Below are 23492 nucleotides of genomic sequence, written 5' to 3'. Positions count from 1 at the left end.
AGCGCCTCCCGGCGTGATTAAGTGTGAGCAGCCCAATTGCCACGCCTACCGGTGTTGGCTGGCGTGCCGGGCAGTTGAGCCCTTGCAAAAAGTGATGAGCGGGCGAGAGTTTCTAGCGCCTTAGCGCCGTGCGAAGCCCAATCATGGCGAGGTGTCGGCTTATAAACGCCGCGCTTGTCATCCCACTCTTTGCGGTAGTTATCGAGGCAAAGCACACCCTGATGGCAATCTTCTTCATTGATCCAGCACATCGGCAAGAATTGGCGTGTGGCCTGTACGCCCTCGGCATGGTTGCTAATGCGCGGTACCGTTTCAAAGTTAATACCGAAGCCTTTCGCCACATCGGAACGACTTTTACCGGTGCCAAGCTCACGAACAGCAAGATCGTGTGGCCCGAAGTGCCCGCCGTAGCGGTAGCCTTTTTTGTTCAGCAGGTCGGCGTAGTACTCGATGCCTTCGCCCTCGCCTTCGAGGTAATCCACCAGGTGCACCTCGCGTCCAACAACCTGAGCAAACCAAATCGCCATGGTGTCGTTCATGCCCAAGTCCCAAGCGGTATAGACCGGCAGGCTAGGATTAACCTGCACCTGGCTAGTGAGGCGCTTGTGCTTACGCAGGAACTGCATCTGAGTGGCGAAGTAAGCACCCTCGACCGACTGGCTAAACGCTTCTTCGGGCGTGCTGGGGTACTCGCGCTGCATATCATCTTGCAGCTTTTCGGCTTTTTTGGCGTACCACGCCTGCTGGCCAGCCGTCGTTTTAATGCCGTGCTTATGCTCCAGCTGCTCGAAATACTCCCGCAACCGTTGCGGTACCACGACGCCCTTGGGGCTCATGGTGTAGGTCGGCTCTTGCCACCAGGGGAAGAAATGAAACTGGAAGTCCATCTCCGTCAGCGGTCGCCCCATTTCCTTGAGCTGTTGCGCTGTCTGACTGTAGTCGAAGAAGTAGCCTTCACGCCCTTCGGCGGTACTCTCGAGCGTTATCTGGTTGCCGATCCCTACGGCTTCAAAGGCACCGGTAACGATCTCTTTGGCTTTATGTGGAAACTGCCGACAGATCTTGCCGAATTCAGATACGTGTAAACGCTGGAGCGTGCCGCCACGGTAAGAGGTGCTGACCTTGATGCTTGAGCCATTATCGAAAACGTAGGCACCGCTACCGCTCTTGTCGCTGATCGCCGTGGGGATCTTGGTACCCAGCATTTTCAGCAGTGCATGCCAGGCGTCGTCGATGTTCTCGTAGGCGAAGGTAATCTTGTTCCGGAATATGTCCTGAGCATCTTCCAGCTTGTGGCAGATACAGCCCGCGGCGAAGTTGTCCTTGAACAGGCAATCGTCTAGCGCATCGATCATTTCAAAGGTGGTGAAGCCCAACTGACGAGCTTTTAAGATCAGGTCAAGGCAATGGCCGTTCAGGTAACGCTCTCGCTGCGCCTTGTTAGGCTTAAAGCGGACTTTCTTACCCGACTTATCTTTGATCTTGTAGAGCGAGTTCAGCCGAAACCACTTTAGATCTAGCGCTGCCAGAAGATCGGCTTTGTCGGTTAACCTACCCTTTGCATGTGCTCGCAGATAAGCCTCTGCGCGCTTGACCTGGCGCGCCCGCTCACTCGGCGGCAGAATCACTGGGCGCAACCTCTGCCATTAGCTCTTCAAACGTCTTAACGCCCTCATCTTTATCGTTGGCATCAAGGCCATAGTTCTGGCGTTCTAGCTTGATAACGCGGTCGAGCGCTTGGGTACCGTGCCCCATGCACTTGCCGACGTACTCCAGCGGCACATCGATCTCTGCCGTGCCGCCGGTTGGAAGCTCCACGTTGATACTGCCCTTGGCCAACTGGCTTTCTAGCAGCGTGGCGAAGCGCTCGGTAATACCACGCCAGCGCTCAAGCGTCTTGCGATGGCCTTTGACCACTGCAGCATTCTCATTCGCCGCCTGCTCAACCACGTCATCATCAAGCGCCGCTTGCGCCTCTGTCGGCAACGATGCCCGGGTAATCTTCTGCTGTGTGCGCTCACGCACGCGTTCAGTTAAATCCTTCTGCCAACCATACTTCTTGGCACGGCGGGAAATATTCGAGCGGTTCACGCCGTGGCGCGCTTCAAGCTGCGCGAGAGAGAAACGACCGGTACGATATTCCCGCTCGATCAGCTCCCAATCGTTTCGTTTCGCCATAAAAAATTCGCTGCCTTTGCTGACAACGCCTCAATTTCAAGATAAAAAGTATTCTTTATAATTTTTTGAAAAATATCATGAGGATTGCTTTGCAATGAATGAGTTCATCACCCAATTAATTTTCACGCTAAATAGCTTAAAGATCACATTGCCGATTTTTTCTAAAGCGTCATTATTAACCATAAGCTTGGTTGGTGTTTTACTGTCTATAAAAGCATACATAAAAAATAAAAATAAAAATCATCAGGATGAGCGTAGAAGATTTATCAATGACTGTAAGCCACTGATTAACAACGAAACCATTACCGATCACGAAGAAATTCTTTTGATAAACTCATACTACTCTATAAAAGGACACCGACTAGACATTGCTAAATTAAAAAAGATAGTAAACCTATCAAAAACATATGCCACACTTAATCATTTTATTTTAGCTGGGCATTTGATAGAAATAGAAAACAACAAGATAGTAAAAAAACCAGCTAATGCATTCATGCGAATTTATAGAAAAATTAAAGCAATTTCATTATCTTCAACCGTGCTTGGTTTTTATTTATTAGCGGTATTTGGAATCCCAAATTACTTAAAGCAATTTATCACTGACGAAACAAAAACTGGTGTAACGCTTCTCTACATAGTATTAACATCCATTGGAATGTCAGTTATGCTATGGGCCTTCAAAAACTTGATTCCTATAGTTGACAGCATTTATCCGTTAAAAAAGCTGTTGCAGCTAAATGAGTTTTCACACTCAGCTTCTGGTCAAGAGAATAAAGACAATCCTGAAATAAGTGAAGTAGCATCTAAATCTATTCGTGTAGTCATACCGAAAAAATTTCCTAAACGATATCTCTCTGTTGCAAAACAACGTAGATAAATCAGCAAATATATAAGAATTAAATATACTACTTTAACGTTTAGAAACTTATTACCTGTATTAATGGGCCCGGGCGTCTCACGACGTGCCGGGCAGTGTTGGCTGTGCCTCACGGCATGGCCTTAGGCGGCGCTTCACAGCGTTGCCTTGTCGCCTCACGGCGAGAACCGGTTATTGCTTTGGAATCTGTTGGTAAATGCCCTGCTGCGCTTTAGCCTGCTCGCGGGCCACCTGTCCACTTTGCCAGGTTGAAATGCCTCGCTCAGCGGTTTGGCCAGCAATATAGCCACCAACGCCTAGAGTCATGAGATTCCAAAGTGCTTCGGGCAATGGCAGCGTCAGGCCTACGCCAAACATCGCAGACAGGTAAGGCGCAATCAGGTAGTTGTTGGCGACGATTGCCACGATGGTTAGCATGAGAATCGGGCGCCAGTTGCGTTGCAGCCAACTCTCACCAGCCGCTTCTGCCAATACCACCTGCATTTGGCTTTTGATTGCGCTGTTCTCGGCATCGATCAACTGAGTTTGGATCTCGTGCTTCAGTCGGGCGGCTTCGTCTTTGTCAGTGACTGCCTTGTCGATCACGCTGAACAGCGGGCCGGTAATCACCGATAACGCTTTAGCTGCAATGCTCATTGCCTAGTCTCCAGCGCCGACACACGGCTGTTCAAGTTATCGATACGCCCTTCTATCTCATCTAGCTCGCGCCTGGCATCCGTGGTGCGGTAGTAGGTATCACCCCATTCCCGCAGCTCTTGGCGTAGCTCATTGAGCATTAAGCCCTGGGTTGTCAGTCGCTCCTCAAGAACGACCGACTGCTGCCCAAGCTTTACAAGCTCGGTACCCGCCCAAATGATCAGTGCCACCAGCAGCACTTGGATTCCTGTCTGCATATGCCGCTCGAAAACTGAGGGTTTCACGTCGCGCTCCTGGGGCATTACGCCGCCCTCCGTAACTTGGCGCGCTCGTACCAGGTCTGATCGTTAGCACACAGCTCACCTTGAGCGCGCTTAAACTCCAGCAGCAGGCGCTCTAATGAATGCTCATGTTGGCCGTAGCCTGCACCTGGTAGCGATGCCCAGATATTCCGGCACCGATAGATAGCCTCGGCAATCTCGCCTGCTTGAATGAGGGGCAAGGCGCGCTGTTCGCGGATTTGCTGAATAGCACAACGGTCTTGGCTGATTGGCCCGAAATCGGGCAAACCAAGATGGTCGCGGTAATGAGGCCAAAAGCGGCTTAACTGCTGGTACCGGCCTGCTGCTGTTGAGTACAGGCCTTTACGCACCTTCACGCTTTGGCGCGGGTGGTCGGCGTAATCATCCAGCAGAATAAGCTTGCTAGGGATAGAGCCCACAATGACGCGGTAACCGTCATCGGTGCGTGGGTCTTGAAGCATCGGCTTACCGATCTCGGCAAACGCCAACACATCGAGAAACGCGCAGACGTTCTTGCCGCCAGCGGCTTGGGGAGTGATACGGGGCATAAGGGCACCTGCTGTCTCACGACAGTAGAAATTGAAAAGCCCCGCCGAGTGGCAGGGCTACACATCATAACTCTAATTTACTAATCAAATCTTTTTTCAAAGAAAGCAAGTTTGCTTCACAAGCTTGCACACTGTCTAAAAGCTTTTCAGGGTCTTCTCCAAGTGCTTCAGCAATAGAAAAACCAGATCTCATGACATTTATAGAGATGCAAAGTCTTTCTGACTGCAAAAACAGAGACTTATCATAAACCTGCATCAAGCCTTCCAACCTTTCGGCATCGCCATAATTAACTTGTCTAGCAATATTTATCGATTTTTCAAGACCTTCATCTCCAAAATATTGATGCAGGGGCATGTTCCGAGTGAGAGAACTTAATGGCTGTTCAAGCTGATAAACAATGGACAATGCTTCTTCAAGTTTTTGGCGTTTAACAGCATCAATTTGGGCCTTAACTGTGTTTTTATATGCTGAACGGCCACCATACCACGCGCCTAAAGCCGCTCCCACTAAAGTAAAAAGACCTGCGGCCACAAGAGCCCACCAATCAGTTTGCTGTGACTGAACTACAATCTGAACTGGCTGGTTTAGATACTCTGGCAGCAACGGCGGCACTCGCAGGGCCTCATAGCAAAACGCCCCAGCTCGAAGCCAGGGCGTAGAATTAGATACTTAGTGAATGGTAAGCTTTTTGGATGCAGGTATCAACAACATTCAAATGTAAAGTATTGTGAAATCACTCAACTTCTTGCAGCAGCTCTCTAAAACGTCCAAGGATCATATAGGGAAGAGGCTCACCCATGCGCCCTAAAAAATCAGTATTATCACTCCAAAAATATAATACGTCTTGATTCCTAGTGTTTTCTTTTTCTAGATAGCAATCCCTCTGAAACTGATCATATTTTTCTTCAGCAGCAAACTTTCTAACAAGAATAGCAACTGCATTAAAAAAACAGCATGACTCATTTAAAAAAAAGCTATAATCTCTATTGTTAGAGTAAGCTATTTGCGATGCATAAAAGCAACCTAATGCAAGGTTATTTACACTTATATAAATATCATATACCGCCTCTTGTTGAGCTCTATAGACATCTTTTCCTCTAGGATAGAAGATAGACATATCTGGGCTATCATCTGTATAGGTCTTATAAGTTACTTTTTTAAAGGGCAGCCCTGCATCGCGATTAACACTGACTACCTCTGCGTAAATTTTTGCTAGCAGATTGACTCTCTTTTTTGCTAAATCAAATGCACTTAATTCTTTAAAGTTATCGAGCAGTGTTGTCTCTACAAACCTCCCACATGTTCTTTGAAGTTTTTTTATTATCATACAAGTCTTTTCAACTTCTTTCTCATTGTAATAGCTACTACCGATAAAATAGTAAAAAGAAATAAGTGGCTGCCCCACAGCATCTTTTCTAAAAAACAGATCATTATAATAGCCTGTCTGACGCCCTACATACAGATCTAAAAACTCTATAAAATCCTCCCTTTGTTTTAAAAAAGCATCTTCTTTCCTAAAGTTATCAGCATTTTTTATTAGTTTAGCAGTCTGTTCAGAAGCGTGCATTCTCGCAAAAGTAGCCCCTAATGGAATTGCCAAGGCTGCTAATGCCAAAAAGAAACGCCCACGTTCGTAAAAATTCTCAACGCCCTGCAAAGTAGGAGAGAACGGAAGATCAAATAACCCAAACCAACAAGCTAAGCCCAAAGAAAGGAAAATAGGCCCAAGTACGCATAGCCAAAAAACCCAATGTTTAAACAGGCCTTTATCAGCTTTCAGCATTCTCGCTCCTTCTCTCTAATAAACATTATTAAGCAGCAATAGTTATCAAAGCCGCAACCTGCTGAAGTGACTCTTGCTCCCATCCATCCAGAACCAGCAACGCTTGCTCCCAGACTTGACCCCAAGTAGCTCTATCTTTTCGAGACCAGAATCTCACATCGATCTCAGCATCTAAGTATTCATTAAACCACTTACGCACTGCATTAGGCGAGCTCAAACCAGGCCTCGAATACGGCCAAGTCACCTCGCTATGATGATACAGCGCCGCCATGCACAGGTATCTTAGCGTCTCAAGCTGCTGAACAGTCGGCTTACCTTTACCCTGCCCTGGTAGCTTCACACCCTCATGAATCATTTGCTGGTACAGCGCAATCTCGACAATTTCTCTATCCTCTGCCAGCTCATTCTTGGTAAACGGCCCAAAGCAATAACGGGCCAACGCTGCCAAGTGCACAGGCTGATTCTCAACGGCACTAATAACCGCCCCCGCTTCCAGCCCATTCACAATGCGCCAATCGTTGTTGGTGCGCTGGGTCGTCTGCACCTGGGCACCCATGCGCGCTATCTCCTGCGCATACGCCATGACACTGCCACGCTGCTCGTGATACGCATCAAAAATCATCTGTCGAGCTGAGATATATCGCATCACTTCCCCCTACCGTTGCGTTTTCGTTGCGTTATTGCGCAACTGTTGCGTTTTGTTGCCCTTAGCGTTGCGTTTTCTTTCGTCAACGACTTGATCCCACACGCTTTTCACCTTCTCTTGAGTGATGTGCGTAAACACTTTTGCCCACTGGTCGAATACCGCCTTACGCTGCTCTTTAGGCACAGCCAGCATTTGTCGAACGACGAACTTCACCTCGCACTCCTGAGCCCACTCATGCCACTCAGGTGAATAGCCATTCTCACCACCCAATTTGCGGCCGTCTGGCCAAGACGTAGGGCACTTCATTACTTCACTGCCTTCACTAGCTGACGCCTGGCTAATGCATCCAGCGTCAACACAATGGCTTCGTTCATTCGGGCGCGGCGTTCTTCACGGCTAAGGTTTTTGCCGTTATCAATTTCGCCGTGGCACTTTGGGCAAAGCGCAGCTGTCAGTGCATCACTAGCCTTTTGGCCCCGGCCACGGTGCTGGTTGCTATGAGCGGCTTGGATGCCCCAGGCGCCACACAACACGCAGTTATCTATCTCGTGCACGTTGCTCAGCCATTGGCGGCAACGGTGTGGTTTGGTGGGTAGATAGCACTCGTTGGGTAGCATCACGCCACCTCTCTATATTCAGTTGGATTGAAGCCTTTGAGGTTTGGATCTGTCAGGCGCATACCCAGTCCTGTGAAGTGCTGGTAAACGCGATCTAGGTATTCAGCTTTTTGCTTCTTGTTCATGGCGCGTGTCACAGGCCAATCGAATGGGTGCTTCATCAACGCCAGTTTTTGCTCATAGGTAAGATCACCCAGCACTTGTCGGCAGGCCTCTGCATACTTGTCAGAATCACGGCAGAGAATCCCCATCCCAATATGTAACTTGCACCACGCCTGATATTCGTCGGCAGACTGGTCGCCCTGCTGGCTTGCCTCTTGGCACCACTTCCATTGCAAAGCGTTCTGGTCGAGGCTGCGTTTGGGCTCATGCTTCTGAATAACAATCTCAACTTGGCCCCACTGCTGGATGGCTGTTGTAAGAACGCGAGGGAGGTTAGCAACGGCTGACAAGGCTTCCTGCACTGACGATGCACGTCTAACAAATGGCTTTTGCTTGCTCATGCGGCACCTCGCTGCGTCCGGTAACTTCCCCAATCCAGTTTCAGCGTTGCGCCGCCGCCTTCCTGCATTCGGTCGATGATTCGCTTACCCAGGTACTCCTCGAGCTTGTCGGCTTCCAAGTTGCTAATCAGGATCGTCGGCAGCATCTGCTTGTAGCGCTCATTGATAATCTTGAAGAGCATCAGGCGCTCCCACTCGGTACCGAGCTGGGCGCCGACCTCATCCAGAATCAGCAGGTCGAGCCCACCCACGAAAGCACGGATGGCTTCACGCTCGCTTGCGCCCTTCTCCTTGCTGAACGCACGCTCTTTGATGAGATCGATGAGCTCATACACGTCGATCCCCATCACCACACGGCCACCCGTCAAAAGCGCATTACCAATGGCATAGGCCAAGTGGCTCTTGCCAGTGCCCACACTGCCGGTAAAAATCAGCCCGCCGCCCTGTTCCAGGCGCTCGTCAAACTTGGTGACGTAAGCGCGGCAAACGCTCAGCACGTAGGCTTGCTCCCGACTGTGCGCCTCAAAACCGTTAAGCGATTTATGGACAAACCGTTTGGGTATCAGGGATTCTTCACGCAGTTTCTCAAGCCGCCGGCGGCTGCTAGCTTCACTGGTCTGGCTCACTTCTGCCTGGCTAACACCGCGGGCATCCTCCATCACGCATTGAGGGCATCCCGCCCACTGGCCGTTCGGCATCTTGGTATTGGCAAACACGCCATGGATACGGCAATGGTCGGCCTTGGTCTCGGCGGTACCGGCGAGCATGCTGGACAGCTGGCCACGCACCTCGGGAGTCGTCGTCAAGGGTTGCGCCATGGTTAATCCCTCGCCCATTCCGGAAGTTCAAGATCATTGGTGCCGTAAGATCCAACGGGTAGCGGTTGAGCAAACCCCATGCGGCCATCGTTGCGATGGGGGTGCGCACCACGGCCACCTACACGGTTGATCAACCACTGCGCTTTGACGCCTTGCCAACCAGCCAAAATGGCCTCATCAATCGCCTGGTCTGGGGTCATGTCGGGGATTGCTTTGCTGGCTTTCACGGCTTCGCCCATGGCAAGCATGAGCGCTCGCTGGGTAAGCGGTTTTTTAAGCGCCTTACGGTGATCGATGAACGCCTTGGCGGCATCCCTAGAAACCCCGTTTGGCAGGTTAGTAAGATCGAGAGCGGTCGGTTTTGCTTTGGCGGTTTTTTTCGGTGTCGCTGGCTTTGGTTTGTTTGGAACAGAATCGCTATCCCCTTCGAACGTAGTGAGAAGGGTTTTGTCTTTCCTGTCTTTAGAAGCGTTACCGTTTTGGTAAAACTCAGATTTACCATTTTGGTAAGAGTCGTACCCTTTTGGCTCGCTCTGTCCGGTTTGGTCAATTTCGGCACTTTTGGCTTGTTTGGGTGGTGGGGTTTTGCGCTCCGGAGTTGCCAGCATCCACTGGTCAGCATGCTTGTTTAGCGATACCGGTGAACGACTGCCGCCATGACGGATGACAACGTTTTTTGCCACCAGGGCGGCCATGGCTTTGCTTGCCTTAGTCGCAGGCATGCCCGTGAGCTTAGCCAGCAGACCGCCAGGTATACGCGCCTGCTTTCGGTTCCAGCCATAGGTCAGCCGGATAACGGCCATGACCACGCGCATTTCGCGCAGAGTCAGCGGCGCGGCCATCACCTGTTCCAATAGCTCATTGGCTATTCGTGTATAGCCATCTTCCACTTGTGGCCCCCTGCCGGAACGTTCAGGATCCGGCCTGTCAACGTCTTCTCGACGTGGAAACTGGATAATTTCGGCGATATTAGTCATAATTAACCCTGTGTATGTAGTTAAAAGCCCGGCACGCTCCCCAGCGTTTTTGCCGGGCTTTTGCTTTTCTGTTCCTGCCCTATCAGGGCCGCTTATCTTCCTACCGCCCTATCAACTCGCTATGCTTAGCGGTGCCAGGGCTGTCATCCCTGGTTGTCGCCAATGACACGGCGGCTAAAGGGCACCGCAACCCGGGGCGCCTCGACTCCCTTGGCTCCTGGCCGCTCGTCGGGGACGAGCCGCCAGCCAGTCCTGGGAATCCCGGGGTTAACCGCTGCAGTGCCTGCCCGCTGATCCCTCGTTGCTAGCGCGACATCAGCGAGCGCTCGCAAGGCGCTATATAAAACCAGGTCTCTAATGACCTGAGGCCTCAGGTCGCTGACCACGGGGATATAGCCGTGAAAAAGCGCCTGAATCTGGAAGTCAAAATTGATGTGGCCAAAACAATCTCAGCATTAACGGTGCTGATCGTTGTGCTTAGCCGCCTCTGACTTCCCCAAGCCCTGGCCGGGCGGCAGCCCGGTCAGGCACTTTCTTTACACAGCTCGCAACGTACGCTCTCGGCGCATTGCATAGAGCTGGTCTTTAAGGGGCCCCGCGATAGCAATGGCGTGGTCAAGCATCACGTCCTCTACCGCTACCCCCTGCTGTTTCGCTTGCTGGCTCACAAACGCTTGATGCTCCGGCGGCATAAGCCGATAAGTGCGCGTTAAAACTGCACGGTTCACAGTGACTCCTCGGGCCTAGTTCGGCCCTTCTGCTAGGCGCGTAGGCGCTGCATCATTTGCTCAGTGATGCGGTTCTCGATGAGGTGCGCCATGAGCGCTTCCACCATTTCGTCTTGTGCGGCTTGCATGCTTTGGCCTTCTGCTAAACGCTTCAGTAGCACGTCTTGCCGGAGGTTAATCACCTCCATGCCCACAAGAGCGCACTCCCGAATTGCGTGGGAGATAACGCCCCCATGGCGCATTGCTGCCACCTGTTCCAGCGCGAGGTATTCCGAATCCTTAAAACGCACGCGAGCTGGGTTATCCAAGTGCTCGCCCTCCGCCTTACGAGTGGTGGGAATACGCGGTTCACGGTTCAGCATTGAGACTTCCTTCTTCAGGTGTGCTGAGTACGCGGCCTTCACAGGCAGGCGGATTGTGTTACGCCGCAGCTTTGTTAAGCGCGGCATGCATTTCATCGATAGCCCGGCCAACCGAATAACTGGGGTTTGCAATTGCGCCGGTTCGAATCCGGTAAACGGTGGAAGAATCACACTGAGCGCGCTCTGCAACCGCCTTATAGGTGGCCCCGGATGCCAGAATGGCCTCCAGCTTTTTGGCCAGCTCTTCGCCATACATGGACATTTCCTCCGAGTTGAGCCTTATGCATAGGATATGCGCTAATGCATAAAAATCAAGAGCAAATGCATTTGCCGTATGCACAAAGGTCGGCAATCATTGCATTCATGCAAAAAGATACGGTTGGTAAGGTGCTTCAGCGCCTCATAAATTCGTCAGGATTGCGCCCTACTGAAGTGGCGAGACACGCTGGTGTCTCACAATCAACGTTGTCGCGCATACTTAGCGGTAAAATTGAACACCCGAGTGATAGGCAAGTATCGCTTCTTGCTGGGTATTTCGGTGTTACTGGTGACCAGCTTCGAGGATATGAGCCTTTAGGAGACACTCTAGCCAAACCATCGCCACATGCATCAAACGATATTGTTATGCATGACACTTTATTGGTGGATGAAGCTGGGCCTCCTCGCCCCGATGAGGTTGATCTACCTTGTTTCAGAGAAGTCGAGTTTGCCGCAGGCGATGGCCGTACCCAGGTCGTTGAGAATGGTGGTTATACCATGCGGTTTCCGCTTTCCAAGCTCGCTAAACGTGGCGTTTCGCCAGAGAACGCAGCTTGTGCCACGGCTAGCGGTAACTCCATGGAGCCCACGATTGCTGATGGCTCCCCTATAGCTATCGACAAGGGCACTCGCCACATCATTGACGGCAAAATTTACGCCCTCGATCACGGCGGCATGCTTCGCATTAAGCGACTCTACAAGCTACCGCTTGGCCGAGTGCGCCTGGTCAGCGACAACAGCGACGAATACCCGGAAGAATCGCATAGCCTGATGGGCCCCGACGCGCCGAAAATTATCGGACGAGTCTTTTGGTGGGAGGTATTTGACTAATGACTGAGAGAGAAGAGATTAATGCTTTAGCTGAGCAAGTGCTTATATTAAGAAATGATCATAATCGACTTTTCTCTATGACCCTTGAGCTGGTTGAAGCCACCCTCGAATTATCTCAAGCGGCGCGCATGCAAAACCATGAGCCTATGCGCAGCAAAGGTGAAGATGCGTTCCAGGCGGTAAGTCGTGCGCTTGATAAGTTAAAGGTTAATCAAGATGGCTGATGCGAGTGACAAAATTCAACTGCTTCAAGAGATGCGAAGCGAAGCAGAGCGGGAAACAGTGGAAAAACGTTTTCGTGGTGGCGATAATGGTGGTAACGATGGAGGTGAGCCGCCCATGAGCAACCTGGAAGCGCGAGTTCAACATCTTGAAACAGATATGCGATCTGTGCGCGATGATTTAGCCGTGATTAAAGCGACCTATGCGACCCGTGACGGCTTAAACGATGTGCGTCTCGAAATTGAAAAGACGCGTGGTGAAATGCATTCGCTAGGCCGTCAAATGATCATGTGGAACGTAGGTACTATCCTAACTGCCGCTGGTCTGGTTTTCGCTATCATGCGGTTGTTACCCACTACATGACCTCCTCTCGCAGCACAAACCGCCTAACATGGCGGTTTTTTTGTGCCCTAACTAAGCTAATCTTGCTACTCTCCCCTAAGCCATCCTGATCTGGCCAATCATAAAAATCATAAACAATTTGAGGGAACATAGATGGCTAAATTTCTAGCTATTATCATTATGGCGTTGCTCATAGCTTTGCCAGCATCTGCAACAGAGCCCACCCCCGCCGCGCCCAATCCCGAGCAGCAAATACAAGCACTACATGATACCCCACAGCTTGACGATGCAGCATGCCAACAGTTTCTTGGGGAATTTCCTGAAGAGCTAAATATTGCACAGGGAGGATGCTGCCGCGTATGCCGCAAAGGAAAGGCCTGCGGCAACTCCTGCATTAGCCGAAGCTACAACTGCACGAGGCCACGTGGTTGCGCCTGTGACGGCTAGCAAATAACCCAGCCAATACCCGCCCATTGAGGCGGTTTTTTTCTGCCTATGCATAAAAATATGCACCAATGCATTGACAATAAATGCATTGATGCATAAATTTATATGCACGAACACGGCACAGCCGGTTCAGGCCCTCACAGGCCACCGCTCTTTAACAACACGATGAGCCTAGCCAGCCGTAGTGGGTAACGCCGCGAGAGTTCGCTAGGAGTACGCCACCCAGGGCTGTCGAAGTACTGGGAAGCGTTGGCCCTTGGCATACAGGGGCCATCGGGGAATGTTCTCTCCGTTAAAAGCGGTATGTCCCCGAGAGGGCATTCCACCGATGTAACTCCGCACATGGAAGTGCACATATTCGCCCACCGCCTGGTGGGCTTCTTTTTGGCATGGCCTCTCCCAGAGTCGCCATGCCCGTGCCGCTTCTCCCATTTCCTCAAAAACCGCATTGGCACTGCGAGCAGAGGCGGCACGCCAAATAGTGGAGGTCATCATGCAACAAGAACCCATTTTGCCAATTACGAAATCCCAGCGGCGGGCACTCAACGATGAGAAAGGATCGTCTCGCTATGCGAAACGAACAGCTATCGATTCGCTGCTAGCGGAACGGAAATTACAAAAACAGCTTCGTGAGGTGTGGGATGACCCGCTTCATTCTGCGTGAGCAGTATCGCCATCTGGTTATCCCCCGACCCGATCTGGGGCTTTTTTGTAGCCGCAAAAATGCTAAGCGCGCCGCTAAGCGTCGCGGCTACCCCTTTGAACTCATCTTCAAGGTGAAACGACATGAACGCAGTGAACATTGAGCAGCGCGCCCAGCGACGCGCCAAGGGCTTTGCTGTGGGTGAACACCCAAAACTGGCAAGCCGCCCTTTCCAACCTGACTTAAACGACCCCATCGACCGAGCCAATGCAGTACGTATGGAAGCCTACGCTAGCCGCCGAGCAGGTACTGCTAAGCCGCTACTACAGATTTGGAGAGCGCCATGAAACGCGAAATTCAAATTCAGCTCCGTGCAGAGTCGATCACCGAAGCCATTCATGACGGCGATCCCGAAGGCGTAGCCAAGTTTGCCACTTACCTGGATGAAGTCGGCGACCTCACCAGCGCAGTGGATGAGATCACAGCTGAAACAACCATCGCGGATATGGTCGAGGCCTATATCCAGCCGCTATCGGGTCAACGGGTGCTGTACGCCTGGGCTAAAGACCTTGCCGAAGATGAGCAGCGAGAAATGGAAGAAAACGAAGCTGAAAGGAGAGCCGCATGAGCAACTGGCGACTCACCGGCAAGGCGGGCTGGGATGAAGATACCGGTGAGGCGGTTTACTACGTCACCAAAGGCAGTACCAGCTTAAACGCCAATGACCACCTTGAACTAGGGAAGCTTCTCGCAGAAGCCCAAGACCAAGAGCCAAGCCGCGAAAACTAAAAAGCCCACTTCCTGCGGACACAGGGAGCGGGCCATAGATCAACGTCGAGAGGATCTTTTCGGAGTATAAACCATGACACCAACTAACGAAAAGCCGCGCCTACGCGTGCCTTCCGGACGCTATCGAGTAGTTGATAGTGCCGACCACTTAGAGCTGTGGCGTGGAGTCGAAAAGACACCGACCACTGCTGTTAAAGAAGCCAACGTCGATGGCCAGCAAATCACCACGCTGGATGCGATGTATGTCATCGAGCAGGCCACCAAGCTGTTTGGCCCCATGGGCCTCGGCTGGGGCTATCGCATCGAAGATGAACGCTACGATATCGGCGCTCCCGTATTAGGTGCTAAGGGTGAGCTAATCGCCCATGAGCAAACCCACACCATTCGCCTTGCACTCTGGTACCGCTGGAATGGCGAGCGTGGAGAAGTTACTCAGTTTGGGCATACCCGCGCCGTATACAGAACCAGTACCGGCAAATGGAAAACCGATGGCGAAGCACCAAAGAAATCAGTCACTGACGCCATCAAAAAATGCCTTTCTCTACTCGGCTTCGCCGCTGACGTTTATTACGGTCGCTTCGATAATCAGGACTACATCCAAGCCCAACAAGCCGCGACACGTATTGCAGTGGCAGAGGATCAAGACGCCGAAATTGAGAAGTACCGCCAAGAATATGCTGACTGGCTCAAGCGTGAGTGCGACACCCTACGCGACAAGATCCCCCACCCCAAAAGCATCGAGCTAGCTGCTACCGGCATTCTCAACCGCTTACCGGACAAAGCCAGCATGGCACGCGTTGAGCCCGAGAAAGGCCAGCAAATGATCATCAAGGCACGGGACGAAGGTATTTCCCGCGTATACGCAGCGCAGGAAAAAGCCAAACAGGAACAGTCTCAGCAACAGCAAGAGGTAACGCAAAATGACTAACGCAGCCCCCAACACCGACTACAAAGGCGAACTAGTAAAGCTGGATGCCGTTGAGCAGGCCCTGGCAGGGCTGCGAGAGCAATACGGCACCGTGCCCAATGTGCAGACTAAAGAGGGTTATGCCCTCTGCAAGAAAGGCATCAAAGAGCTAACCTCCTACCGAACCAGCACTGAAAAACTCCGGAAAGAGATCACTAAGCCCCACCGCGACTTTATCGAACGTGTAAACGGCTACGGCAAAGACCTGGTGGAGAAGCTGCAGGCAATTGAACAGCCACTAAAAGACGCCAAACAGCACGAAGACGAACGTGCCGAGCGCGAAAAGCAACAGCGTATCGCCAAGCTGCGCGAGCGTATCAACGTCGAAATCTGGAGCTTCTTAGATACCGCGGAGGGGTTGGATTCTACCGGCCTCGCCGAGCTACACGATGCAGCCGTCAACATTGATACAGACGGCTACTTTGATGTCACCAGCGAGGCCGAAGACGCCAAGGCCGAGGTGTTGAAGCGTATCAGCGAACAGCACGGCCAAACGTTAGAGAAAGAACGCCTAGCAGCCGAGCAAGCGGAAGTCGAAGCCGAGCGGCGCCGCTTGCGCGAAGAGGACGAACGCCGCGAAGCTGAGCGTAAAGAACTGGAAGAACTACGCCGCTTCAAAGCGGAACAGGAAGCCAAGCGCAATCCTCCCCCAGCACCGGCGCCCCAACCATCGCCAGAGCCGGAACCAATGCCCGCCGCTGCCGAGCTAAATGAGCCCGAGTGGATAGGCGTGGATCTAGCTCAAGAGCCGGAAACTGTCACCATAAGCCGCGCTGAATACGACCAGCTGCTTGCCGCTCAAGCCAAACTGCACGCCTTGGAGGCAATGGGCGTCGATAACTGGTCTGGCTATAGCGATGCCATGGAGCAATTAGCCGCTTAAGTGTTTCCTTGTTTAATACTGCTTTATTGAGGCAATTCGCATACAAGTAGTAAATTAAGCTATTCTTAGCCCTCCCCCTTTTAAATAACTGGAGAGAAATATGCTACGGAAGAGCCTAATTGCCACACTGCTGGTAACAGCTTCGCTGCCTGCTTGGGCTTTTGAATTGAAGCCAGGTCTATGGGAACAGACCATTGAAAGTAATGCTCTTGGTGGTGAGACCCCGCAGGAAATGACCGATCAGCAATGTATTACAGAAGAGGAAGCTAAAGACCCTGAAGCGGCATTTCGCAGTGACTTCAGTGAGGCTGGATTTACTGATATTGAGTTCACACAGAGCGGCAACATAGTTCACGCTTCTGCGTCTAATTCATACGGTGATCAAGATGTTGAGATTAATATCACCATTACGCAGCATAGCGAAGAGCACACTACCTCCAAGACCGAGCTGATTAGTAGCGAAACAATTACAACGACCCAAGAAAACCGTTGGATTGCTGAAGACTGCTAACGCAACACCGTCGCTTAATACGCGCTGATTAAAGGCCACCCACTGAGGTGGCCTTTTTGATGCCTGCTATTCATCACTACCCACTCTACGGAGTACTCGCAATGTCACACCCTACCGATGTAACCAAGTTCCTAGAGGACTTGGACGGCGGCGTATTGGCTGAACGCCTGGGTAAAGTCCTTAGCCATGCAGCAGCGTCGGCAACGGACAACCCGAAAAAGAAAGCCAAAGTGTCGATTGACCTGACAGTCGAGAACATTGGCTCAGGTGCCCGGGTCGGCGTTACCCATAAGCTTGCCTTCAAGATTCCGACCGAACACGGCACGCAGTCGGAAGAACACACCACCGAAACGGTCATGTGCGTGAACACCGGTGGAGAAATGACGCTGGAACCTAAAAACCAGCTCGACATGATCGGCCACCCCCACCGCGATAAAGACCCGTACCAGGAGAAGCACTAATGTCTTTTACCAAAGAAGCCCTGCAGCACATTGAAGCCAACCATAAAACCGGTACCGAAGCCGCCGAAGGTCACGCGCTGATCGTCGGCGATAACTTCAAGCTGGTGGATATGGAGAAGTACCAAGACCAGCGCCGCCGCTTTCGAGGGCAATTCAGAACCAAAGGGCTGAAAGACTTTATTGCCTACGTGGCGGGTCGCCAGAGTGAAGCCCCTGTATTCATCGACCGCGACGCCATGGCAGCATGCTCTTATCTGGATATCGGCATTACTGAACGCCCTGGCCACTGCGATCATTCCGCCACCTTGAACCTGCCCAAAACACCAGAGTTCACTGCCTACCTAAATGCCGACGGCAGCACCTTCGACCAGGAGGAAATGGTCGAGCTGGTAGAAGATTGGGGCCACCTGCTGGCGTTTGAAAACAGCAAAGGCGAAGCGCTGGAGCGTAGCAAGGTGATTCACGCCTTCCGAAAAGTCAGCCTAGAAGATCTCACCAGCATTGAGAGCGAAAAGCAGGAGCATTCAAGCCGCGTGGGCGTCATGAACAGCGTCACCGTAAAGAACGCCGAACGCTTGCCTGCCGTTATCTACTGGAAGCTAACACCCTACGAGGGCTTAACAGAGCGCACGCTGGCAATGCGCGTATCCAGCAAGACCAAAGGCGGGCCATCGTTTGGTCTGCGCGCTATTGCGCTGGATGCCGCTAAAGAGGAGATTGCCGCCGAGTTCGCCAAGCTGGTAACGGACGGCTTGCCAGAGAGCGAGTGCTTATTGGGTACTTTCACCCCATGAAAGTAAGGGGCTATTTAATAGCCCCGGTCTGCACGAAATACGAATTTTATTTGGTTAGCGCTCGTGACGAACGCCCCCAGTGTGCTCATGTACGAACTTGCAGGAATCATATTAATCAAGACTGCGGTAACGACAGTGGATATACCTTTGACTAAATTAACAGTCCAACGTTTTGCTTTAACCATGATGTTACCCTCCTTGCTGTGGCTAATACTCAGCTTTTTCGACTCTAAAACAATTTGAAAAACAACTAAGAAAACCGCTACGAGCAGAATGATAGGTACCAACAGTTTCGCAATTGGAAGAGCAGCAACCTCCAAATAAAACTCATGCCTTTATATATGGGGCCACCTCCAGCTTTTTCAATACCACGGAGAAATAAAATGCCGAGAGGCGTCAATAAAGTTATCTTGGTTGGCAACCTGGGCCAAGACCCAGAAGTACGATTCACCCAGGGCGGTACCGCTGTCGCCAATCTCAACATTGCTACCAGTGACAGCTGGCTAGACCGCAATAGCGGCCAGCGACAAGAGCGCACTGAGTGGCATCGCGTCATCTTATTCAAAAAAACAGCAGAAATTGCCCAGCAGTACCTACGCAAAGGCTCAAAGGTCTATATCGAAGGTCGACTGCAAACGCGCAAATGGCAGGATCAGAGCGGGCAAGACCGCTGCACCACGGAAATCGTCGCTAACGATATGCAAATGCTAGATAGCGGCGGGCAGCAGCAAGCTCCACAACAAGGCGGATACCAGCAACCGCATCAAAATCAGCAGCGCGGTGGCTACCAACAACCAACTCCAAATAATACGGGATATGGCGCCCAGCAGCCCCAGGTTCAACAGCAACCCTCAGGACAGCGCCCTTATGGGGCGCCCGATCCCGCGCAGTATGACGACTTTGACGACGAAATCCCGTTCTAGCGTATGGAAAGAAACATGGCATACGAGAAAATTTTTAACGGCAATGGCGACACTTTTTCAGCAAAACATGAAGCCGAGAAATGGCTGCGCGATAACGGCTACAGCGTCGGCTTATCGCATGTCGGTCACCCGCAAAACGTGCTACAAGGTGAGAATATTTGCATAGCCAAGATGAAGAACCTGACCAAGAGCGAGATCAAACAGCTTGACGGCCTTCTCTACGCCCAGTCTGGATCTTTTGTCTGGGAGCTGGCCTGCTCTAAGCAAGCTAAGATAGTCTTTACTGACACAGATTCAGCTGCAAAGAGGTGTGATGATGACAATAATCGCATGGTGGGGCGCGGTACTATCTACAATCCTGGCTCTCATTAAGGTTTACGAAATGTGGATAGCCCGGTTTAGAGTCGATATCGGGTATAACTTTACTAGCTGTTCCGACATGGGTAATAAAGTTATAATAAGGAATCTTACAAACAAGCCTTTCATCTTAACCTATTGGAAACTTGTGTGGCGAAAGGGAGCTTGGCCTTTCCATAAGGATACGTATATCAGCGAGCCGGATGAGTTCTTTTCAGACGTTCGAATCAACCCATGCTCAAGCCATGAGCTATCCTTTACCGAAATTGATCATTTCAACACTAAGTACAACGAAGTCTTAGGAAGAAGAATCTTAATAGAGCTAAACATAGCAGGCAGGTGGAAATTTATGAAAACGGTTTACGATGCGAAAAAACTGATATAACTACTTATAATCCAAGAGTTTTATGCCAACTATGCGTTTTTTATTACTCATAACAATATCGAGTTAAGTTTCATAAACACTAACAACCCCGCCAATGTGCGGGGTCTTTTTTTGGAAGATAGATATGCACCATTACCCAAAACCTACGGCGTGCATGACCTGCCGCCACGCCATTGCCGATTGTGGCCAGCTTCCCTTTTCCACCATGCCAACCATTAGCAAAAGCAAGCATCGCACCATCGTCAGCTGTACGGAGTACCAACATGCTCGACCAGCTCCCGAATGCCCAGCGAATCGCCGCGATAGTGCGCAAGCGGCGGCTTATTCCTGATACGCCGCAATAGCGATTATCGATACGACTTTTTAAAGACTACCGCCACCAATGAGTGGTTTTTTTGTGACTGAATGCAGGAGATTATCATGCAAGAGCAATACATAAGCACAAGCCAGCTATGTGAACGTTACAACAGAAGCCGTAACACCCTGCAGCGTTGGCAAAACACCAAGGGGTTTCCTAAACCCGTTATTCAGGGAGGCCATGGTGCTGAATCTCGCTGGCGAGAAAGCGATATCAAGGCGTGGGAAGATCGCCAGCTACAAGCCGCATAATGCGCTCATACCAAGCCTTGTAGGCTATCGCCTGCTCTTCCAAATAATCATGGCGGTCGTACACCTGCCAAACGCCTGGAAGAACGTGGCCGAGCATCAGTTCGCAAATATGAGGCTCGGCCAACGTTGACCAATTCGTCCTAGCTGTTTTCCGCAGGTCGTACATAGACCAATGCGCCATCGGGTAGTTAAGCTGCTTTTCGGCCACCTTCATGATGTTGCGGGGGTAGCTCAATGTTGAGCTTTGGTGCATAGGCTTATCAGACAGTTCAGCACTAAAGAGCAAATCGCGGCTGTGTGATAGGCTCATGGCTTCATGTATTAGTGGTGCCACTTCTTCAATAATTGGCCGCTTGAGCGCCCTTCCAGTCTTCCTTCCGGTTTTGTGCCGCTCTGGCGGTATAGCCCAAATCCCTTCCTTAAAATCAAACTCCTCTTTTGCAGCATGCATTAATTCTCCTGGGCGACACCCAAAAAAGAGAACCAGCTTAACGAAAATCTGTGATCGTCTAGGCATACGAGACCTAGCCATGGCGTGCCACACCACCTTCAACTCTTCGTCACTTAGCGCCCTTCCCGACTCCCTCATGCGATTAACGTAGAGATCTGTCTTTGCACTGATAGCGGCAAGGGGCTGGCTTTCAGTCAGTCCGCGTCTTGCGCCCCACTTGTGAACTTGCTTCATATTTGCCAGTAGGCGCTCGGCGATCCTGGGTTTATGTTCCGCTAAGCGCTCCAATAGATCCATCCATTGCCGTAAGCCGGTGTCATCCACAGGCAATGCACCGAGTGTGGGGAAAACGTGAAGCTCGAACGACCGCAAAATTTCGCGCGCTCCAACCTTATTAGGCTCGCAATAGCGAACATACCAATCACGTACCAGCGTTTCATTTGTGTGTGCATCTGCTATCGCACTCAGCTCCACACGCTTTTGCACGCGGGGATCGAAGCCTTGCTCTAATTGTCCACGTCGCTTCAGGGCTTCGTCGCGAGCTTCTTTAAGCGACATAGCAGGATAGCTGCCTAGATCCATGCGCGCAGCTTTTCCCTGGTAACGAAACCGCAATTGAAAAACCACCTTACCTGCAGGCGTCACCCTAGCGCCCATGCCATCCCTGTCAGCTTTCTCTAAAGATCGTTCTCTTGGCTTTCGATGGACGGACTTAAGCCAAGCGTCGGTTAGCGCCATGTGTACATGCTCCCCAGCAAAGATTGAACAAGGGTCATAGTATGTACACGGACAAGTACATATTTCTAGCGGTTCGTAGTGTTTTTTAGCAATGCGCTGTGGTGCACAGAGTGTCGAAAATGCTAATAAAGGCGGGGCTATAGAGGGGTGCAGTGAGGGGCAGTGTTAGCTTGTGGTGCGTGGTTAATCGTCGATGTGGGCGATAATAGAGAAATTGCGTATGTGCTTAAGCTTTCCGTTGGGAACGTCTTGGGACATCGAGTCTGTTCTGCCTTAGTGGTACGCAAGCGGCCGCATAAACAGGCCGCTTCGAGAGTTCAAAGCTCGAAAACAGCTGCCGTTTAAAAATAAGGGCCATTTCCGACAAAAAGATATCCGCTATTGTAGCGATATGCGCAGGCTAGGAACAGCGGTCCGGCGAGAACCGCCGGACCAGGAGTGAAAATAGGCGGGTTATTCCAGACGCAGCGCTACAAACAGGGAACGTCCGTCGCGGAACAGACGAACTGGAATAGCGCGATCAGTCGGCAACGCCTCGACAATCTCTACCAGCTCAGCTGAGGAGGAAACGCTGCGGTGATCAATACTCACTAACACATCGCCTGGGCGAATGCCGGCCTCAGCAGCCACGCTGCCAGACTCAACCTGACGAACGATCACACCGCCGGGAACATTCAGTTGCTCGCGCATGGTGTCATCAATTTCAGCGACCATTACGCCAAGACGCGCTTGGTTATTGCTGCCTGCCTGTGCCGACTGCTGCTCAGTGTCTGGCCAACTACCTAACTCGACAGACTCGGTCAGTTCTTCACCGTCACGCATCAAGGTGAGCTCCACCTCGGTGCCTGGCGCGCCTTTACCGATCAGTCGCGGCAGCGAGCTTGAGCGCTCAACCTCTTCACCATTGACCTCAAGAATGACATCGCCCGCCTGGAGTCCACCCTGGGCCGCTGGGCCTTCTGGATCAAGATCGGCAATCAAGGCGCCAATCGCATTCTCCATACCGAACGACTCGGCCAGATCATCAGACACAGGCTGAATCATGACGCCCAACCAACCACGGTCTACCCGACCGCCTTCACGCAGTTGCTCGGCCACATCCATGGCAACGTTAATGGGAATGGCAAACGAGACGCCCATAAAGCCGCCGCTACGGGTAAATATTTGCGAGTTGATTCCCACAACTTCGCCGTCTAAGTTGAACAGCGGGCCACCGGAGTTGCCGGGATTGATTGCCACATCGGTTTGAATAAAGGGAACATATGCATCCCGCGGCAAGGTGCGATTAATCGCACTGACGATACCCGCAGTGACCGAGTGGTCGAAACCGAAAGGAGAGCCAATCGCGGCAACCCACTCACCTACTTTTAGCTCGTCAGAGTCACCTAGATTGAGCGTAGGCAGATCATTGGCATCAATTTTGAGTACTGCCACGTCGGTTTGTGGGTCGCTACCAACCACTTCTGCTCTCAATTCGCGGCGATCATTGAGCCGCACAAGGATCTCATCGGCATCTTGCACCACGTGCGCGTTGGTCATTACATAACCATCTTCACTGATGACGAACCCCGAGCCTAGAGACTGTCGCTCTTCTGTACGTCCCTGACCATTACTGGGGGGCGCTGGAAAGCTATCCCCAAAGAAATGGCGGAAAATCTCGGGGATTTCCTGACCACCGAACCCGCCAAAATCGGGCGCGCTGCTGCGCTGAACCGTTCGACTGGTTGAGATGTTCACCACCCCTGGGGCAGCGTCTTCAACTAATGCGGTGAAATCAGGCAAATTCTGAGCGCTGGCGGCTTGGCCAAACGTCAGCAATGCCACCACACAAACCCAAAGCGTGGAAGGGAGAATCAAGCGCTTCATGCAAGAGCTCCTACTTAATGTGATAGTAAGCGAAGGTAT

General features: G+C 51.5%; 35 protein-coding genes and 1 pseudogene. 17 read left to right on the top strand and 19 right to left on the bottom strand.

The genetic code is table 11. The features are described from left to right. Positions 1-17: 17 nt before the first annotated feature. Complete coding sequence (locus tag ACW17M_RS04070; RefSeq protein ID WP_457546953.1) at positions 18-1628, bottom strand: terminase; 1611 nt, start codon at positions 1626-1628, stop codon at positions 18-20. Then, on the bottom strand, positions 1609-2178 hold the full coding sequence (locus ACW17M_RS04065; protein ID WP_457546952.1) for a hypothetical protein: 570 nt from the start codon (positions 2176-2178) through the stop codon (positions 1609-1611). The genes ACW17M_RS04070 and ACW17M_RS04065 overlap by 20 nt, the downstream gene beginning before the upstream one ends. Positions 2179-2272: 94 nt before the next feature. On the opposite strand from ACW17M_RS04065, the gene ACW17M_RS04060 reads away from it, so the two are divergent. Further along, the gene (locus tag ACW17M_RS04060; RefSeq protein WP_457546951.1) at positions 2273-3055 is read left to right on the top strand and encodes a hypothetical protein; all 783 of its coding nucleotides are present in this window, start codon (positions 2273-2275) and stop codon (positions 3053-3055) included. 171 nt (positions 3056-3226) lie between these two features. Here the strand turns inward: ACW17M_RS04060 and ACW17M_RS04055 are convergent, their stop codons facing one another. The 14 genes from ACW17M_RS04055 to ACW17M_RS03990 all read right to left on the bottom strand — a co-directional run bounded on the left by ACW17M_RS04055 (position 3227) and on the right by ACW17M_RS03990 (position 11232). Continuing rightward, on the bottom strand, positions 3227-3691 hold the full coding sequence (locus tag ACW17M_RS04055; RefSeq protein ID WP_457546950.1) for a 3TM-type holin: 465 nt from the start codon (positions 3689-3691) through the stop codon (positions 3227-3229). Then, positions 3688-3975 (bottom strand): hypothetical protein, encoded by a 288-nt coding sequence (locus ACW17M_RS04050; RefSeq protein ID WP_211594399.1) that lies wholly within the window; start codon positions 3973-3975, stop codon positions 3688-3690. The genes ACW17M_RS04055 and ACW17M_RS04050 overlap by 4 nt, the downstream gene beginning before the upstream one ends. 17 nt (positions 3976-3992) lie before the next feature. Beyond that, positions 3993-4541: a glycoside hydrolase family 24 protein gene (locus ACW17M_RS04045; protein WP_457546949.1), complete on the bottom strand. Its 549-nt coding sequence runs from the start codon at positions 4539-4541 to the stop codon at positions 3993-3995. 64 nt (positions 4542-4605) lie between these two features. After that, entirely contained in the window at positions 4606-5154 is a 549-nt protein-coding gene (locus tag ACW17M_RS04040; RefSeq protein ID WP_457546948.1) for a hypothetical protein, read from the bottom strand. Positions 5155-5275: 121 nt separating this feature from the next. Next, positions 5276-6325 (bottom strand): hypothetical protein, encoded by a 1050-nt coding sequence (locus tag ACW17M_RS04035; protein ID WP_457546947.1) that lies wholly within the window; start codon positions 6323-6325, stop codon positions 5276-5278. A 28-nt stretch (positions 6326-6353) separates the two neighbouring features. After that, entirely contained in the window at positions 6354-6971 is a 618-nt protein-coding gene (locus tag ACW17M_RS04030; RefSeq protein ID WP_457546946.1) for a hypothetical protein, read from the bottom strand. Positions 6972-6980: 9 nt separating this feature from the next. Then, positions 6981-7277: a hypothetical protein gene (locus tag ACW17M_RS04025; RefSeq protein ID WP_457546945.1), complete on the bottom strand. Its 297-nt coding sequence runs from the start codon at positions 7275-7277 to the stop codon at positions 6981-6983. After that, complete coding sequence (locus tag ACW17M_RS04020; RefSeq protein ID WP_457546944.1) at positions 7277-7588, bottom strand: hypothetical protein; 312 nt, start codon at positions 7586-7588, stop codon at positions 7277-7279. The genes ACW17M_RS04025 and ACW17M_RS04020 overlap by 1 nt, the downstream gene beginning before the upstream one ends. Next, on the bottom strand, positions 7588-8091 hold the full coding sequence (locus ACW17M_RS04015; protein ID WP_457546943.1) for a hypothetical protein: 504 nt from the start codon (positions 8089-8091) through the stop codon (positions 7588-7590). Before ACW17M_RS04015 ends, ACW17M_RS04020 begins: the two co-directional genes overlap by 1 nt. Continuing rightward, positions 8088-8909, bottom strand: a complete 822-nt coding sequence (locus ACW17M_RS04010; protein WP_457546942.1) for an ATP-binding protein — start codon at positions 8907-8909, stop codon at positions 8088-8090. The genes ACW17M_RS04015 and ACW17M_RS04010 overlap by 4 nt, the downstream gene beginning before the upstream one ends. A 2-nt stretch (positions 8910-8911) precedes the next feature. Beyond that, entirely contained in the window at positions 8912-9886 is a 975-nt protein-coding gene (locus tag ACW17M_RS04005; RefSeq protein WP_457546941.1) for a replication protein, read from the bottom strand. Between the two features lie 536 nt (positions 9887-10422). After that, positions 10423-10614 carry a hypothetical protein gene (locus ACW17M_RS04000; protein ID WP_427769589.1) on the bottom strand — a complete coding sequence of 64 codons (192 nt, stop codon included), beginning with the start codon at positions 10612-10614 and terminating at the stop codon, positions 10423-10425. 32 nt (positions 10615-10646) lie between these two features. Continuing rightward, positions 10647-10976: a hypothetical protein gene (locus ACW17M_RS03995; protein ID WP_308335389.1), complete on the bottom strand. Its 330-nt coding sequence runs from the start codon at positions 10974-10976 to the stop codon at positions 10647-10649. Positions 10977-11034: 58 nt separating this feature from the next. Then, the gene (locus ACW17M_RS03990; protein ID WP_228634491.1) at positions 11035-11232 is read right to left on the bottom strand and encodes a helix-turn-helix domain-containing protein; all 198 of its coding nucleotides are present in this window, start codon (positions 11230-11232) and stop codon (positions 11035-11037) included. Positions 11233-11276: 44 nt separating this feature from the next. On the opposite strand from ACW17M_RS03990, the pseudogene ACW17M_RS03985 reads away from it, so the two are divergent. The 4 genes and pseudogenes from ACW17M_RS03985 to ACW17M_RS03970 form a co-directional block, all read left to right on the top strand. Next, positions 11277-11534 (top strand): annotated as a pseudogene (locus tag ACW17M_RS03985) (helix-turn-helix domain-containing protein); the annotation flags it as partial. A 66-nt stretch (positions 11535-11600) separates the two neighbouring features. After that, positions 11601-12065, top strand: a complete 465-nt coding sequence (locus ACW17M_RS03980) for a S24 family peptidase (protein WP_457546984.1) — start codon at positions 11601-11603, stop codon at positions 12063-12065. Beyond that, positions 12065-12289, top strand: coding sequence for a hypothetical protein (locus tag ACW17M_RS03975; protein WP_457546940.1), 225 nt, complete (start codon positions 12065-12067; stop codon positions 12287-12289). Before ACW17M_RS03980 ends, ACW17M_RS03975 begins: the two co-directional genes overlap by 1 nt. Further along, positions 12282-12650, top strand: coding sequence for a hypothetical protein (locus ACW17M_RS03970; protein WP_457546939.1), 369 nt, complete (start codon positions 12282-12284; stop codon positions 12648-12650). The genes ACW17M_RS03975 and ACW17M_RS03970 overlap by 8 nt, the downstream gene beginning before the upstream one ends. Positions 12651-13283: 633 nt before the next feature. Here ACW17M_RS03970 and ACW17M_RS03965 read toward each other — a convergent pair. After that, on the bottom strand, positions 13284-13571 hold the full coding sequence (locus ACW17M_RS03965) for a hypothetical protein (protein ID WP_457546938.1): 288 nt from the start codon (positions 13569-13571) through the stop codon (positions 13284-13286). 146 nt (positions 13572-13717) lie between these two features. Here ACW17M_RS03965 and ACW17M_RS03960 point away from each other — a divergent pair, with 146 nt between their 5' ends. The 12 genes from ACW17M_RS03960 (at position 13718) to ACW17M_RS03905 (ending at position 20398) form a co-directional block, all read left to right on the top strand. Beyond that, positions 13718-13882, top strand: a complete 165-nt coding sequence (locus tag ACW17M_RS03960) for a hypothetical protein (protein WP_457546937.1) — start codon at positions 13718-13720, stop codon at positions 13880-13882. Then, the gene (locus ACW17M_RS03955; protein ID WP_211594419.1) at positions 13863-14066 is read left to right on the top strand and encodes a hypothetical protein; all 204 of its coding nucleotides are present in this window, start codon (positions 13863-13865) and stop codon (positions 14064-14066) included. Before ACW17M_RS03960 ends, ACW17M_RS03955 begins: the two co-directional genes overlap by 20 nt. Further along, positions 14063-14347: a hypothetical protein gene (locus tag ACW17M_RS03950; RefSeq protein ID WP_457546936.1), complete on the top strand. Its 285-nt coding sequence runs from the start codon at positions 14063-14065 to the stop codon at positions 14345-14347. The genes ACW17M_RS03955 and ACW17M_RS03950 overlap by 4 nt, the downstream gene beginning before the upstream one ends. Then, positions 14344-14508 carry a hypothetical protein gene (locus tag ACW17M_RS03945; protein ID WP_457546935.1) on the top strand — a complete coding sequence of 55 codons (165 nt, stop codon included), beginning with the start codon at positions 14344-14346 and terminating at the stop codon, positions 14506-14508. Before ACW17M_RS03950 ends, ACW17M_RS03945 begins: the two co-directional genes overlap by 4 nt. Before the next feature lie 73 nt (positions 14509-14581). Continuing rightward, on the top strand, positions 14582-15436 hold the full coding sequence (locus tag ACW17M_RS03940; RefSeq protein ID WP_457546934.1) for a hypothetical protein: 855 nt from the start codon (positions 14582-14584) through the stop codon (positions 15434-15436). Then, positions 15429-16358, top strand: coding sequence for a hypothetical protein (locus tag ACW17M_RS03935; protein ID WP_457546933.1), 930 nt, complete (start codon positions 15429-15431; stop codon positions 16356-16358). Before ACW17M_RS03940 ends, ACW17M_RS03935 begins: the two co-directional genes overlap by 8 nt. A 100-nt stretch (positions 16359-16458) precedes the next feature. After that, on the top strand, positions 16459-16869 hold the full coding sequence (locus ACW17M_RS03930) for a DUF3617 domain-containing protein (RefSeq protein WP_457546932.1): 411 nt from the start codon (positions 16459-16461) through the stop codon (positions 16867-16869). A gap of 101 nt (positions 16870-16970) precedes the next feature. Next, positions 16971-17330, top strand: coding sequence for a hypothetical protein (locus ACW17M_RS03925; RefSeq protein WP_211594424.1), 360 nt, complete (start codon positions 16971-16973; stop codon positions 17328-17330). Next, positions 17330-18124 (top strand): DUF2303 family protein, encoded by a 795-nt coding sequence (locus ACW17M_RS03920; protein WP_457546931.1) that lies wholly within the window; start codon positions 17330-17332, stop codon positions 18122-18124. Before ACW17M_RS03925 ends, ACW17M_RS03920 begins: the two co-directional genes overlap by 1 nt. A 383-nt stretch (positions 18125-18507) precedes the next feature. Beyond that, a complete protein-coding gene (gene ssb / locus ACW17M_RS03915; protein ID WP_457546930.1) occupies positions 18508-19047 on the top strand; it encodes a single-stranded DNA-binding protein in 540 nt (179 codons plus the stop codon). Positions 19048-19062: 15 nt separating this feature from the next. Beyond that, complete coding sequence (locus tag ACW17M_RS03910; protein WP_457546929.1) at positions 19063-19419, top strand: hypothetical protein; 357 nt, start codon at positions 19063-19065, stop codon at positions 19417-19419. A gap of 790 nt (positions 19420-20209) precedes the next feature. Next, entirely contained in the window at positions 20210-20398 is a 189-nt protein-coding gene (locus tag ACW17M_RS03905) for a helix-turn-helix transcriptional regulator (RefSeq protein ID WP_457546928.1), read from the top strand. Here ACW17M_RS03905 and ACW17M_RS03900 read toward each other — a convergent pair. Beyond that, the gene (locus tag ACW17M_RS03900) at positions 20361-21587 is read right to left on the bottom strand and encodes a tyrosine-type recombinase/integrase (RefSeq protein ID WP_457546927.1); all 1227 of its coding nucleotides are present in this window, start codon (positions 21585-21587) and stop codon (positions 20361-20363) included. The two genes, ACW17M_RS03905 and ACW17M_RS03900, sit on opposite strands and share 38 nt — an antisense overlap. A gap of 453 nt (positions 21588-22040) precedes the next feature. After that, positions 22041-23453 (bottom strand): DegQ family serine endoprotease, encoded by a 1413-nt coding sequence (locus tag ACW17M_RS03895; protein ID WP_141441243.1) that lies wholly within the window; start codon positions 23451-23453, stop codon positions 22041-22043. Positions 23454-23492: the final 39 nt, after the last annotated feature.

It is taken from the genome of Vreelandella sp. 2A-K22 (genome assembly GCF_054065485.1).
Note: the sequence above shows the minus strand (reverse complement) of the source record. Positions and strands in the feature narration are given on the sequence as shown.